Consider the following 13,825-nt stretch of genomic DNA (forward strand, 5'->3'; position numbering starts at 1 on the left):
CCCCGGGGTTAGCGGGGGGCGGGACGACGGCGGCCGTGTCGGACCCGAGGCTTCCCACCCTGCCCCGGGAACACCGGCGAGTTCGTCTGCGTCGGCTGTCCCGTCGGCTGCGTCGGGGCGTCCGTCGTCGGCGGGGGCGGCGGGGGCAGCTCGGTCGTCGGCGGCGGAGGCGGCACCTCCGTCGGCTTGTCCGACTTCGGCTCCTTGGTCTTCTGCGGCTTCTTCGGCGGCGGGGGCGGCGGCGGGACGTACTCGTGCCCGTCGGACGGCGCATCGCCCTCGACGTACGCCGCCGGCGGCAGGTCCTCGACCTCCTCGCCCTCGAGGGCTCGCAGCATCACGGCCGTCCAGGTCTCGGCCGGGTAGTCGCCGCCGAAGTACGACGGCAGCCAGTCCTTGAGCTGCTCGTTGCCCTTGCCGCGCACGTACATCACGGCGGTGGCCAGCTGCGGGGTGTAGCCGACGAACCAGGCGGAGGAGACCTCGCCGAGGCCGTTGGTCGCCGTACCGGTCTTGCCGGCGGCGGGGCGGTCCAGGCCGAGGGCGGCGGTGCCCGAGCCGGCCCGCACGACCTGCTGCAGCGCCCAGCCCACGTCGTCGGCCACGCCCTCGCGGATCGCCTCGTGCGTGGCGACCTTGTGCGTGTAGCGCACCACGCCCTCGCGGTCGACGACCTTCTCGATGATGTACGGGTCCGCGGCGACGCCCCGGTTGGCGATGGTCGCGTAGCCGTTGGCCATGTTGATCGGGCTGACCGTCTGCGAGCCGAGCGAGACGCCGGTATTGGCCTGCAGGCCCGGGCTCGACGTCGGGATGCCGTAGGGCTTCGCGGCCGGCTGCTCGGGCGGGATGCCCATCGTGTTGGCGGTCTCGATGATCTGGGTCGGGCCGTCGGGCATGGCCAGGGTCATGTCGATGTAGGCGGTGTTGATCGAGTCCTGCGTGGCCTTGATCAGGTTGACCCGGCCGTAGCTGCGGTCGCCCTGGTTCTCGAAGGGGCGTCCGCCGCCGGGCAGCTCGTAGGGGGAGTTGCCGTCGAAGGTGTCGGTGAGCTCGAAGCCGGACTCGATGGCCGCGGCCAGCGCGAACGGCTTGAACGTCGAGCCGGCCTGGCCGCCTGAGACGGCCCAGTTGATCTGCGACTGCAGGTAGTCCTGCCCGCCGTAGAAGCCGCGCACCGCGCCCGTGCCGGGCTCGACCGAGGCGACGCCGACGTGGAGCTGCTGGGGACCGAAGCCCTCGGGCCGCTGCTCGGCGACGCCCTCGGCCGCGGCGCTCATCGCCTTCTTCGTGAACGTGGTGGTGACCTGGAGGCCACCGCCGTTGATCTCCTGCTCGCTGAAGCCGAGCCGGAGCAGCTCCTTGCGGACCATCGTCAGCGCGTGGCCGCGCTGGCCGCCGTACTGCTCGCTCTGCTTGATCTGGGGGAACTTCGGCAGCGACTCGCGGGCCTGGGAGACCTCGCCGGCCGGCGCGGTGCCCATCTTCTCCATCGAGTCCAGGACGTACTGGTAGCGGCCGAGCAGCTCCTGGGTCGCCTCCTCGCCGTTGTCGGGGTCGAGGCGGTTGGGGTTGTTGAGGATCGCGGCCAGGGCGGCGGACTGCTTGAGGTTGAGGTCGGCGGCGTCCTTGGCGAACCAGGCCTGCGCCGCGGCCTGGATGCCGTAGGCGCCGCGGCCGAAGTAGATGGTGTTGAGGTAGCCCTCGAGCACGTCCTGCTTGCTCAGCTGGTTGCGGACCTTGAGCGAGAGGATGGCCTCCTTGACCTTCCGCTTCCAGGTCCGCTCCTGGGTGAGGTAGAGGATCTTGACGTACTGCTGGGTGATCGTCGACGCGCCCTGGGTCGAGTTGCCCTGGGCGTTGCTGAACGCCGCGCGCAGGATGCCCTTGGGGTCGATGCCGTTGTCGGTCCAGAAGCTCTGGTTCTCCGCCGCGACGACCGCGTCCTTCATGTACTGCGGCATCTCGTCGTACTCGATCGAGTCACGCTTCTGGACGGCGAACTGGCCGAGCTGGCCCTTGCCGTCGGCGTAGAGGACCTGCGTCGTCTCGGTGAGGAACTCGGCGTTCGGGTCCGGGATGTCGATGGAGCGGTAGGCCACGAAGAAGCCGGCCGCGCCGAGCAGGGCCATCACCACGCAGGCCACGAGGCCCCACACGGTGTACTTCTTCAGCCGCTGCTTCCAGGTCAGCGGCGTGCGGTCCTTCGTGCGCCCTTTGGAGCGCGACTTCGACCGCGCGGACGGCGCTGCGGACTTCCGTTTTCCCTGAACCACGCTGGACAGGGTACGGCGCCCGCGTCAGCCGACCGATTTCCGCCCGATCTCCTCCCGCAGTGTCGCCAGGGCCCGCGACGACTGGCTCTTCACCGTCCCCTCGGCGATCCGCAGCTCCTGCGCGGTCTCGGCGACGGACAGCCCGAGCCAGTGGCGCAGCACCACGACCCGCCGCTGCATCGGGGGCAGCGCCCGGACCGCGGCGAGCAGGTCCGTGCGCTCGTCCGGTGGCATTCCGGGGCGGGTCGGCGCGTCATGTCCGTCGAGACCCGGCCGCTCGCGACGCCACGGCCGGCGGCGGTCGTCGAGGTCGGCGTTGACGATGATCCGGCGCACGTAGGCCATCTCGGTGCCGCCCGCGTGCAGCCGCGGCCAGCTCGCGTACAGCCTCGCCAGCGCTGTCTGCAGCACGTCCTCGGCCCGGTTCCAGTCGCCGCACACGGCGTACGCGATCCGGCGCAGCCGGACCTGGTGTGCCTCGACGAACGCGGTGAACGCGGCGTCCCGCTCCTCGCGCGCGCTCACCGCAGTCCCTCGCCCGAGGCGTAGGCCTCGCGCGCATGGGCGAGGAACGCCTCGAGCGTCGGCTCGGCGAGCAGCGCGGCGTCGTACGGGATGGTGTCGGTCGGGCCGCCGGGCGTGCGCCGGGCGAGCACGAAGAAGGTGCGCCCGTCGACCACCACCTTGGCGAGCGCGCTGTCCTCGCCGGGGGCGGCGAAGCCCGGCAGGTCCGGCGCGGGCCACTGGCGCACGATCCGCACGCCGACCCCCGGCTCCAGGACCGCGCCCTGGGGCGCGAAGGCGACGTACGCCGCCTGCTCGGTGCCGCGGGCGAGGTCGACCATGACGTCGAGCCACTCCTCGAAGCGGGCGTAGGCCTTGCTCGCGGGGTCCCACGTCGCGCCGCCCGTGTCGGGGCCGTGCTCGAGCAGGTACCAGTAGGTCTGCTTGCCGTCGGTGACCACCAGCCCGACGGACGTCGCGGGCGCGACCGCGCGCAGGGGGTTGGGCACCTCGCGCACGACCCGCCAGCCGGGCCGGAGCCGGATCTCGCCGCGGCCGTCGTATCCGACGTGCTGGCCGGGCACGAGGACGTCGGAGAGCTTCTCCCGTGGCCGCTCCTCGGTGGTGGCCGTCGCCTCGGCGGTGGCCGGGTCCGTCGCCGCGGGCGAGGGCGTCGGCGCCTCGACGACGGGGGTGCGGTCCGGGGTGGTGCCCGACGTCCCACCGTCGGGGAGCAGGGCGAAGGCCAGTGCCGCCGCCGCGACGAGCACCGCGGCGCCACCCGTCCCCAGGCGCCGGTTCCGCAGCCGTCGGCGACCACCCAGCAGGTAGTCAGCCGGCGAGCGCGGCGCCGGCTCGTCGGCGTACCCGGCCTCGAACGCGACCGCGATCTGGTCCTCGATGGTGCTCATGCTCTCCCTACGGAGCGGGCCGGGGATCGGTTGCCGGGGCGGAGACAGTTTCACCGGCCGGCCGGTGAAACTCACGCCTGGACGATGATGCTTCTTCGTCCCAGCGTGAGTTTCGTCGTCCAACCCCCCGGTCCCCTCCCCAGCGCGACACCCCCGATCCATCGGGAGTTCACGTCTCGCGGATATATCGCTACGATAGGTCGCATGGCACGGCGCGGGGACACCATCGAGCTCGCAGTCCTCGGACTGCTGCACGAGGGACCCATGCACGGCTACGAGCTGCGCAAGCGGCTCAACCTGATGCTGGGCTGGGGCCGGCTGCTGTCCTATGGCTCGCTCTATCCCGCGCTGAAGAAGATGCTCCGTGGCAACCTCATCGAGGAGACCGTGCCGTCGGGTCCCCAGACCCGTCGGCAGCGGATCGTCTACAAGGTGACCGACCTGGGCACCCAGGAGTTCTCGCGCCTGATGTCGGAGGTGGGTCCTGCCGCCTGGGAGGACGACAACTTCGACATCCGGTTCCGGTTCTTCTCCTCCACCGACATGGAGATCCGCCTGCGCGTCCTCGAAGGTCGTCGCTCGCGGCTCCAGGAGCGGCTCGACCGCGTCCAGCGCGAGCTGGCGATGACGCAGGCCGAGGCGGACCGGTACGCCGCCGAGCTGCAGCGTCACGGCGTCGAGTCGGTCGAGCGGGAGGTGCGCTGGCTCTCCGAGCTCATCAACGCCGAGCGCAACGTGCAGCAGGCAGCACCCGGGCCGGACACGCCGGCTCCCGCAACACCGTCGACACCGTCCTGACCGGCACCGCACACGGACAGGTCAGCACCGTTCATTCACGAGATGTCATGAGTAGCAAGGAAGGTAACCCCATGGGTTCGGTTCGAGTAGCGATCGCCGGCGTGGGCAACTGCGCCACGTCCCTCATCCAGGGCGTGCAGTACTACCGGGGCGCCGATGCCGCGAGCACCGTCCCGGGGCTCATGCACGTCCAGTTCGGCGACTACCACGTCGGCGACGTCGAGTTCGTCGCGGCGTTCGACGTCGACGACAAGAAGGTCGGCAAGGACCTGTCCGAGGCCATCAACGCCTCGGAGAACAACACCATCAAGATCGCCGACGTCCCGACCCTCGGCGTCGAGGTGCTGCGCGGCCCGACCCTCGACGGTCTGGGCAAGTACTACCGGATGACGATCGAGGAGTCCGGCGCCGAGCCGGTCGACGTCGTCCAGGCGCTCAAGGACGCCGAGGTCGACGTCCTCGTCTCCTACCTGCCGGTGGGCTCCGAGGAGGCCGACAAGTTCTACGCCCAGTGCGCGATCGACGCCGGCGTCGCCTTCGTCAACGCCCTGCCCGTCTTCATCGCCTCCGACCCGGTCTGGGCGAAGAAGTTCGAGGACGCCGGCGTCCCGATCGTCGGTGACGACATCAAGTCGCAGGTCGGCGCGACCATCACCCACCGCGTGATGGCCAAGCTGTTCGAGGACCGCGGCGTGGCGCTGGACCGCACCTACCAGCTCAACGTCGGCGGCAACATGGACTTCAAGAACATGCTCGAGCGTGAGCGCCTGGAGTCGAAGAAGGTCTCCAAGACCCAGGCCGTGACCTCGAACCTGACCGGCTCGCTGGCCAACCTCAAGGACGACAAGAACGTCCACATCGGCCCGTCCGACTACGTCGCGTGGCTCGACGACCGCAAGTGGGCCTATGTCCGGCTCGAGGGCCGCGCCTTCGGCGACGTCCCGCTCAACCTGGAGTACAAGCTCGAGGTCTGGGACTCCCCGAACTCGGCCGGCATCATCATCGACGCCGTCCGGGCCGCGAAGATCGCCAAGGACCGCGGCGTCGGCGGCCCGATCATCCCCGCGTCGGCGTACCTCATGAAGAGCCCGCCGGTGCAGATCGAGGACACCGAGGGTCGCGCCCAGCTCGAGGCCTTCATCAAGGGCGTCTGACGCCCACCCGCTCCACGGCTCCGGCCCGGCTCGCCTCCGCGAGTCGGGCCGGTGTCATCTCCCGCGACTCACACCTCGCCGTCAGCAGGCGGGTGGGGGCTGGAGCTGCATCCGGGTCCAGACCGGGCGGTGGTCGGAGACGTCGGAGTAGAGGACCTCGGCCTGGAGCGGGGTGAACCAGCCGTCGTGGAGGATGAAGTCGATCCGGCTGCCGGGACGGTCGGCGGGGACGGTCGCGCCCTTGCCCTTCCCGACGGCCCACGCGTCACCGAGGCCGGCAGCGCGCAGGATCGTGAGCGGGCGCCCGTCGGGGCCGGTGTTGAGGTCCCCACCGAAGATCTTGGGCAGCGGGTCGGCGGCCATGATCCCGACGGCGGTCTGCGCCGCCACCCGCCGCGCGTCGCGGGAGCGGTGGTCGAAGTGCGTGGCATAGACGCTCACCGGTACGCCGCCCACGTCGAGGCGGGCGTGCAGCAGGCCGCGCAGCTCGCGACCGCCGGCCATGGGGAGGTGGGTGTTGCCCGCCGCCGTGATCGGGAAGCGCGACAGGATCGCGTTGCCGCGGGGTCCCGCGCCGGTGTTGCGCGAGTTGCCGCCGTACGCGTGGTGCAGGCCGGTCTTCTCGCCGAGCGCCGCCGCCTGGTCGACGTTGCCGGACACCGGCCGGCCCTTGTCGACCTCCTGGAGCAGGACGACGTCCGGCTGCCAGGCGCGGATCTCCTCCGCGATCCGGTCCAGGCCGCCCCGTCCGTGCCCGACGCCGAAGTGGATGTTGAACGTGAGGACCGTGAGCTGGACCGGCGTCGGCGTGGGGCAGCTCGGCGGGGGCGGGGCGGTGGGCGAGGGGAGCGTCGGCGTGGGCGGCAGCGGCTCGGTCCGCGTGGGCGTGGCCCCCGAGGACGGGGGCGCGGGCACCGTCGTCGGCGCCCCGGGCCGGCCGCCCGGCGGCTCGCTCGCGTCCTGGAGCAGCAGGACCACCGCCACGGCAGCGAGTACGACGAGCACGGCCGCGATGGTCGCGACCGTCGTGGCGGGGCTCGCGGCGGGGACCGCCTGGGGCCGCGGAGGCTTCGGGCGGTCCTCGGTCACGCGCCCATTGAACCGGGACGGTGGTCGGTGGCGGACGCCGGGCTCACCCGCGGACGCGGGCCTCGGCCTCGGCCTTGATCCGCTCGAGCGTCTGCCGGATGCCGCTGCGCAGCTCCTCGGTGAACGGCTTCTGGCCGCCCAGCACGAGCTTGGTGAGGATGAGCGAGAGGGCGGAGATGCCGTCGGGCGCCTCGCGGCGCTCGGTCAGTCGGGTGCCGCCGTCCGCGGTGGGCTCCAGCCGGAAGGACCACACGGTCCGGTTCTCGCGGATCCGGAACGCGAACTCGCCCGGCGTCGACGCGGTCGGCGGCTGGAAGCGGACGACCTTGCCGCCGGTCGGCCAGCGCTTGATGCCCTGCTTGTTGAGGTTGCTGAAGGTCGCGCCCTGCTTGACCACCCCGCCCTTGACCGTCGACTTGACGACCTGCGGGCTCCACTTGGCCATCGCGGGGATGTCGGTCACCAGGGTCCACACCGCGTCGGCGGGTGCGGCGATCTCGATGGAGTCCTCGAGCAGCTTCTCGTAGGTGTCGCTCATGCGGTTGCCTTCCGTCGGTCCAGGGCGGTCCCGGCGACGCTACCCGCAGGTAGCGTACCGGCGGTACGTGACTCCGCTCACAGCATCGGCGCGAGCAGGGGCGCGGTGGCTGCGACGTCCGATTGCCGCCAGACCCCGCTGGTACGCCGCCGCCAGGGTGGTGCCATGACCACGCACACCGACACCCCTCCCTCCTCCCACCCGGCCCCCGTCGCCCCCGTCGCCCTCGTCACCGGCGGCAACCGCGGCCTCGGCCTGGCGACCGCGCGACGCCTCGGCGCTGCCGGCGCCACCGTGGTCGTCGGCGCCCGCGACGAGGAGCGCTCCCGCGAGGCGGTCGTCGCGCTGCGGGCCGACGGCATCTGGGCGAGCGCCGTGCCGCTCGACGTCGACGACCCCGAGAGCATCCGGGCGGCGACCGCGCGGGTCGAGCGCGAGCACGGCCGGCTCGACATCCTCGTCAACAACGCGGGAATCCTGCCGGAGGCGACGGCGAGCGACGCCGTGCGGCCGCTGGACCCCGACCTTCTCCTGCGGACCTTCCGCACCAACGTCCTCGGGGCGGCGGGCGTGACCCAGGCCGCCCTCCCGCTGCTCCACCGGTCTCCGGGGGGCCGGATCGTGAACGTCTCCAGCCGGATGGGCTCGCTCGCCGACCAGCTGGACCCGGACTCGCCGTACCACTCCCTGGTCGTCCCCGCCTACCAGTCCTCGAAGGCGGCGCTGAACGCGCTGACGATCGCGCTGGCCAAGAGCCTCGCCGACTCCCCGATCAAGGTGAACTCGGTGTGCCCCGGCTGGGTGCAGACCGATCTCGGCGGCCCGGAGAACCGGGCGGCCGCGCCGACGCCGGCGGACGAGGCCGCCGAGGTCGTGGCCCGGGCGGCGCTCCTGGACGAGTCCGGGCCGAGCGGCACCTTCTTCGACGCCGAGGGCCCCGTCCCCTGGTAGCCCGCAACCTGGTAGCCCGTCCCCTGGTCGGGCTCAGCCGCGCGCCGCCCACCACTCCCGGAGGGCGGCGACGGCGTCGTCCTCGGCCATCGGGCCGTTGTCGAGACGCAGCTCGAGGAGGAAGCGGTAGGCCTCGCCGACCTCACGGCCCGGGCCGATGCCGAGGATGGTCATGATCTGGTTGCCGTCGAGGTCGGGCCGGATCGCGGCCATCTCCTCCTCGGCCGAGAGCCGGTCGATCCGGGCCTCCAGGTCGTCATAGGTACGACGCAGCCGGTCGGCCTTCCGCTTGTTGCGGGTCGTGCAGTCGGCGCGGGTGAGCACGTGCAGCCGCTCGAGCTGGGCGCCCGCGTCGCGGACGTAGCGGCGCACGGCGGAGTCCGTCCACTCGCCCGATCCGTAGCCGTGGAAGCGCAGGTGGAGCTCGACGAGCTCACCGACCGCGTCGATCTGGTCGTTGCTGAACTTCAGCGCCTTCATCCGCTTGCGGGTGAGCTTGGCGCCGACCACGTCGTGGTGGTGGAAGGTGACCGTGCCGTCGTTCTGGAAGCGGCGGGTGCGCGGCTTGCCGACGTCGTGCATGAGGGCGGCGAACCGGGAGACGAAGTCCGGCGCGGGGATGCCGGCACGCTCGGCGAGCCGCGGCTCGAGGTCGATCGCCTGCTCCAGCACCGTCAGCGTGTGCTCGTAGACGTCCTTGTGGCGGTGGTGCTCGTCGCGCTCGAGCTTGAGCGCGGGCAGCTCGGGCAGGACCCGGTCCGCGAGCCCGGTCTCGACCAGCAGCTCGAGGCCCAGCCGGGGGTACGGCGCGCAGACGAGCTTGACCAGCTCGTCGCGCACGCGCTCGGCCGAGATGATCGCGATCCGGTCGGCCATGTCGGTCATCGCCCGGACCACCGCCGGGTCCACCGCGAAGCCGAGCTGCGCGGCGAAGCGCGCTGCCCGCATCATCCGCAGCGGGTCGTCGGAGAAGGACTGCTCGGGCGTGCCCGGCGTCCGGAGGACGCGGTGGGCGAGGTCCATCACCCCGCCGAACGGGTCCTCGATCTCACGGCCGGGCAGCCGCACCGCCATCGCATTGACGGTGAAGTCGCGCCGGCCGAGGTCGCCCGCCAGGGAGTCGCCGTACTGCACCTCGGGCTTGCGGCTGTCGGGGTCGTAGGCCTCGGAGCGGTAGGTCGTCACCTCCACGACCCAGTCGCCCTTGCGGCAGCCGATGGTGCCGAAGTCGCGGCCCATGTCCCACCAGGCGTCGCCCCACGCCTTGAGGATCCTGTCGGTCTGCTCGGGACGGGCCGACGTCGTCAGGTCGAGGTCGTTGGACCGGCGGCCCAGCATCGCGTCGCGCACCGGCCCGCCGACGAGGGCGAGCTCGTGGCCCGCGTCGGCGAACCGGGCACCGAGGTCGTCGATGACCGGGGCGATGCGGTCCAGCTCGGCGCCGACCGCTGCCTGGACGTCGACCAGCCTCAGCGGGGCGCGAGGGTCTCTCGGGTCGGGCGTCTCGGTCACGGGCGGAGAGTCTAGGCGGGAGCCCGCCGGGCCCCCCACTACCCTCGGGTTCGTGGTCCGCCGTCCTTCCCGCCTGCTCGCGGGTCTGGCGACCGCTCTTCTGCTCGCGCTGGCGCTGCCGGCCGCGCCCGGCGCCGCTGCGCCGGGGACGACGCCTGACGCGGCACCGGAGGCGGCGCCCAAGAACGCGGCGTACGACGCTCCGCTCGAGGTCACCATCGACGCCCTCACGCCGGGGATGCTGCCGCGCCGCGGCCCGCTGGTCGTCCGGGGCCAGGTCACCAACGTGGACCTCGAGAGCTGGGACCGGATCAACCTCTACCCCATGTTCGGCGCGGGTGCGCCGCCGATGACGACGGCCGAGGAGATCTCCGCCGCCGTCGCGACCGACCCCGAGGCCCAGGTCGGCGTGCGCTACACCGACGACTCCGCCGTGCGGGCGGAGGTCGAGACCCTCGGCCCCGGCGAGAGCGAGTCGTTCACCATCCGGATCCCGCAGCGGGTGCTGCGGCAGGTGTTCGCGGCACCCACGACGGGCGTCTACTGGTTCGGCGTCCACGCTCTCGGCGAGAACCCGACCGGCCGCGACGACCTCGCCGACGGCCGCGCGCGGACCTTCCTGCCGTACGTCGCGCCCGGCACCAGCGCCCGGGTGGCGACGGCGGTCGTGGTGCCGCTGCGCGGACGGGTGGCGCACTCCGCGGACGGCGAGCTCGGCCGCACCGCACGCTGGGAGGACGCCCTGTCGCCGGAGGGCACCCTCGGCGGACCGCTGGCCTTCGGCGCGGCGAGCGGCACCACGCCGGTGACCTGGCTGGTGGACCCCGCCCTGCCCGACGCGGTCAGCCAGCTGGCGGCCGGCAACCCGACCCGGGCGATCACCCCCCTGCAGCCGACGGGAGAGCCGAACGCGAGCGACGGCCCCTCGCCGACCGAGTCGGAGAGCGAGGACGAGAGCACCGGTGATGCCGGCGAGGCCGGCGACGACGCCGCGGACGTGCGCCTCGCGACCCTCGAGCCGGACAGCCGGCTCGTCCGCTCCGCTCAGTCCTGGCTCCAGCGCGCGAGCACGGTGCTGCCCGACGACACCGTCGCCCTCCTCCCGTACGGCGACCCCGATCTCGCCGCGGCGGCGCGCGCTCTCCCCGGGCTCTACGCGACCGCGCGCAAGCACCTGTCCCCGACCCTGGCCCTGTGGGGGGTCGAGGGGACACCGGCCGTCGCGGCACCGAACGGCTACCTCGACGCCGCCGCGATCGAGAAGGTCGACGACGATGCGACGGTCCTGCTCGGGGAGCAGATGTTCTCGCCGACGGCGTTCCCGGACGGTGCGCCCGTCGGCGCGCTGGTGGACGACCGGCCGGTGGTCGCCACGAGCACGGCGACCACCCGCGGCGGACCGGGCCCCGATCCCGCCCAGGCGCCGGTGGCGCTGCGTCAGCGCCTGCTCAGCGAGGCGGTGGCGCGCATCCTGCGCGCCGAGGAGGGTCGGCCCGACCCACTGGTGGTGGTGCTGCCCTCGAGCGTCGACGCCGCCGGCGCCCCCGAGTTCTGGAAGGGCCTCGACGACGGGCCGCTGACGCTGGTCGACCTGCCGACCATCACCCGCACCAACGACCTCGCCGCCGAGCAGGCAGGGGAGCGCCAGCTCGACCTCGACGAGCTCACCTACCCGGAGGGCCAGGTCGAGGCCCAGCTCGACGCCGGCGTGTTCACCGAGGCCGGCAGCCTGATCCGGGCCGGCCGCTCGCTGCAGAGCATCCTCGGCGACGGCTACGCGATCGGCGACACCCTGGTGGGGGAGGCGCTCGCCGGCACGTCGTACGCGATGCGCGACGACGCCGACGCGGGTCCCCGCTTGGGCCGGTCCCGCGCGTGGGTCACCGACCAGCTGGACCAGGTCAGCCTCGACGCCCCGCAGGGCGTGACCCTCTCGAGCAGCTCGGGCAGCTTCAACGTCGCCGTCAGCAACGACCTCGACCACGCCGTGACCGTGCACATCGAGGCGTCCTCGGACGACGACGCGGTGCTGCGGGCGGCCAACCCGATCGTGCTGGCCGCCAACAGCCGCTCGTCGGTACCGATCAGCGCGGACATGAACGGCACCGGCGTCCACAACGTGCGGCTGCGCCTCACCGACACCGACGGGACCCCGCTCGGCGCCGAGGACGAGCTGCCGATCCGCTCCGGTCAGGTGGGCGTGGTGATCTGGGTGATCATCGGCACCGGCGCCGGCATCCTCTTCCTGGCCATCGGCATCCGCCTGGTCCGGCGCTTCCGGGCCGCGCGCGGCGCCGCCGCGTGAGCGGTGACGCCATGAGCGACGGCGACACGACGGAGCGGGAGGCCGGTGGCGAGCAGCGGCGGATCCTCGCCAACACGGCGGTGATGGCGGCCGGCACGGTGGTCTCCCGGTTCAGCGGGTTCATCCGCTCGACCCTGCTGGCCGCGGCGCTCGGGGTCTCCCTGCACGCCGACATCTTCACGGTGGCCAACACCGTGCCCAACATGCTCTACATCCTGCTGGCGGGCGGCGTGTTCAACGCCGTGCTCGTGCCCCAGCTGGTGCGGTCGATGAAGAAGGACCCCGACGGCGGCGCGGCGTACGTCAACCGGGTGGTCACGCTCGCCGCCTGCTTCCTCGGCGCCGTGACCGTGCTCCTGGTGGTGGCGGCGCCCTGGGTGATGCAGGTGCTGGTGCCCAGCTACGACGCCGCCCATCTCGCCGAGGAGCGGCAGTCCGCGATCGACTTCGCCCGGTTCTGCCTGCCGCAGGTCTTCTTCTACGGGATGTTCGTGCTCCTCGGGCAGGTGCTCAACGCGCGCGGCCGGTTCGGGCCGATGATGTGGGCGCCGATCGCGAACAACCTCATCGCCATCGGTGTGCTGGCGGCCTACCTGGTGGCCTTCGGCCCGGCCAGCCCGGCCGAGCAGCTGGGGGCGTTCACGCCCGCCCAGGAGCGCCTGCTCGGGATCGGGTCCACCGCGGGCATCGCCGCCCAGCTGCTGATCCTGGTGCCCTACCTGCGCAGCGCCGGCGTGCGCTTCCGTCCGCGCTTCGACTGGCGCGGGGTGGGCCTGGGCCACACCTTCCGCCTCGGGCTGTGGACGGTGCTGTTCGTCGTGGTGAACCAGATCGCGTACGTCGTCGTGGTGCGGCTGGCCTCCAGCGGCACGGCCGCGGCGGCGGACGGCACCGGCATCACCATCTACTCCAACGTGATGCTCGTAACGATGGTGCCGCACTCGGTGATCACGGTCTCGCTCGCGACCGCGATCCTCCCGCGTCTGTCGGCCGCGGCGGCCGGCGGCGACCTGGACCGGCTCGCCGCCACCCTGGGCAGCACGCTGCGCACCGCGCTGGTGGTCGTGGTGCCCTTCGCGGCGCTGTTGCCGTCGATCGCCCTGCCACTGGCCCAGGTCGTGTGGGGCCACGGCGCCACGGCGCCGTACTTCTACCGCTTCGAGTCCTCGATGGTGCTCTTCGGCTTCGCCGTCGTGGCCTTCACCGTGCACTACCTGGTGCTGCGCGGGTTCTACGCTCTCGAGCTCAACCGCCTGGTGTTCTTCGTGCAGTGTGCGATCGCGGCGACCAACATCGGCCTCGCGGTCCTGCTCGTCGCCCAGGTCGATCCCTGGGACACCTCGCCCATGCTGGTCCTGGCCTACGGGGGTGCCTACACCGTCGGTGCGACCCTCTCCTCGGTGGTGCTGGTCCGCCGGCTGCGGCGCGGTGGGGCCCGGCGAGCGGGGGCAGCGGGGTGGTGGGGCTTCGTCGTGCGCCTCCTGGGGGCCGCGGTCGCCGTCTTCGTCAGCGCGCGCGTCCTCGACATCGTGGTGTCCGACACCGTCGTCGAGCTCGTCGGCCGCGACGCGCACTGGAGCCTCGCGGCGCTCGAGGTGGCCCTGGTCGGCGCAGGGGCAGGGGCCGTGCTGCTCGGCGTGGCGCGGCCGCTGCGGCTCGAGGAAGTGACCTCCGTCGCCGACACCGTCGCCGCACGCCTGCGCAGGCGGTAGCCGGCGCCCCGGGCGGGCTAGGGTGACCGGTGGGACATGGGGGCATCGAGCACCACGAGGACACACGCAGGGGCG

General features: G+C 72.7%; 11 protein-coding genes. 5 read left to right on the forward strand and 6 right to left on the reverse strand.

Going from position 1 to position 13,825, the window contains the following annotated elements:
* Positions 1 to 8: 8 nt before the first annotated feature.
* The 3 genes from ACJ5H2_RS21555 to ACJ5H2_RS21565 are packed head-to-tail and all read right to left on the reverse strand — an operon-like array spanning position 9 to position 3,691.
* On the reverse strand, positions 9 to 2,276 hold the full coding sequence (locus ACJ5H2_RS21555; RefSeq protein ID WP_408897485.1) for a transglycosylase domain-containing protein: 2,268 nt from the start codon (positions 2,274 to 2,276) through the stop codon (positions 9 to 11).
* 24 nt (positions 2,277 to 2,300) lie between these two features.
* Positions 2,301 to 2,801, reverse strand: coding sequence for a SigE family RNA polymerase sigma factor (locus tag ACJ5H2_RS21560; RefSeq protein ID WP_408897486.1), 501 nt, complete (start codon positions 2,799 to 2,801; stop codon positions 2,301 to 2,303).
* Complete coding sequence (locus ACJ5H2_RS21565) at positions 2,798 to 3,691, reverse strand: hypothetical protein (protein WP_408897487.1); 894 nt, start codon at positions 3,689 to 3,691, stop codon at positions 2,798 to 2,800. Before ACJ5H2_RS21565 ends, ACJ5H2_RS21560 begins: the two co-directional genes overlap by 4 nt.
* Positions 3,692 to 3,895: 204 nt before the next feature.
* Between ACJ5H2_RS21565 and ACJ5H2_RS21570 the strand changes: the two genes are divergently transcribed.
* Positions 3,896 to 4,489 (forward strand): PadR family transcriptional regulator, encoded by a 594-nt coding sequence (locus ACJ5H2_RS21570; protein WP_408897488.1) that lies wholly within the window; start codon positions 3,896 to 3,898, stop codon positions 4,487 to 4,489.
* A 71-nt stretch (positions 4,490 to 4,560) separates the two neighbouring features.
* Entirely contained in the window at positions 4,561 to 5,643 is a 1,083-nt protein-coding gene (locus ACJ5H2_RS21575) for an inositol-3-phosphate synthase (RefSeq protein WP_408897489.1), read from the forward strand.
* Positions 5,644 to 5,724: 81 nt separating this feature from the next.
* Here ACJ5H2_RS21575 and ACJ5H2_RS21580 read toward each other — a convergent pair whose 3' ends face one another.
* Both ACJ5H2_RS21580 and ACJ5H2_RS21585 read right to left on the reverse strand, forming a co-directional pair.
* Complete coding sequence (locus tag ACJ5H2_RS21580; protein ID WP_408897490.1) at positions 5,725 to 6,732, reverse strand: endonuclease/exonuclease/phosphatase family protein; 1,008 nt, start codon at positions 6,730 to 6,732, stop codon at positions 5,725 to 5,727.
* 43 nt (positions 6,733 to 6,775) lie between these two features.
* Positions 6,776 to 7,270, reverse strand: coding sequence for an SRPBCC family protein (locus tag ACJ5H2_RS21585; protein WP_408897491.1), 495 nt, complete (start codon positions 7,268 to 7,270; stop codon positions 6,776 to 6,778).
* Between the two features lie 165 nt (positions 7,271 to 7,435).
* Here ACJ5H2_RS21585 and ACJ5H2_RS21590 point away from each other — a divergent pair, with 165 nt between their 5' ends.
* On the forward strand, positions 7,436 to 8,221 hold the full coding sequence (locus ACJ5H2_RS21590) for an SDR family oxidoreductase (protein WP_408897492.1): 786 nt from the start codon (positions 7,436 to 7,438) through the stop codon (positions 8,219 to 8,221).
* Positions 8,222 to 8,254: 33 nt separating this feature from the next.
* On the opposite strand, the gene ACJ5H2_RS21595 is transcribed toward ACJ5H2_RS21590, so the two are convergent.
* The gene (locus tag ACJ5H2_RS21595; RefSeq protein ID WP_408899665.1) at positions 8,255 to 9,694 is read right to left on the reverse strand and encodes a CCA tRNA nucleotidyltransferase; all 1,440 of its coding nucleotides are present in this window, start codon (positions 9,692 to 9,694) and stop codon (positions 8,255 to 8,257) included.
* A 91-nt stretch (positions 9,695 to 9,785) separates the two neighbouring features.
* On the opposite strand from ACJ5H2_RS21595, the gene ACJ5H2_RS21600 reads away from it, so the two are divergent.
* Both ACJ5H2_RS21600 and murJ read left to right on the forward strand, forming a co-directional pair.
* Complete coding sequence (locus ACJ5H2_RS21600) at positions 9,786 to 12,038, forward strand: DUF6049 family protein (RefSeq protein ID WP_408897493.1); 2,253 nt, start codon at positions 9,786 to 9,788, stop codon at positions 12,036 to 12,038.
* Between the two features lie 11 nt (positions 12,039 to 12,049).
* Positions 12,050 to 13,750, forward strand: coding sequence for a murein biosynthesis integral membrane protein MurJ (gene murJ / locus ACJ5H2_RS21605; protein WP_408897494.1), 1,701 nt, complete (start codon positions 12,050 to 12,052; stop codon positions 13,748 to 13,750).
* Positions 13,751 to 13,825 lie beyond the last annotated feature (75 nt).

The sequence above is a fragment of the Nocardioides pymetrozini genome (assembly GCF_046058985.1).
Taxonomy (GTDB): Bacteria; Actinomycetota; Actinomycetes; order Propionibacteriales; family Nocardioidaceae; genus Nocardioides.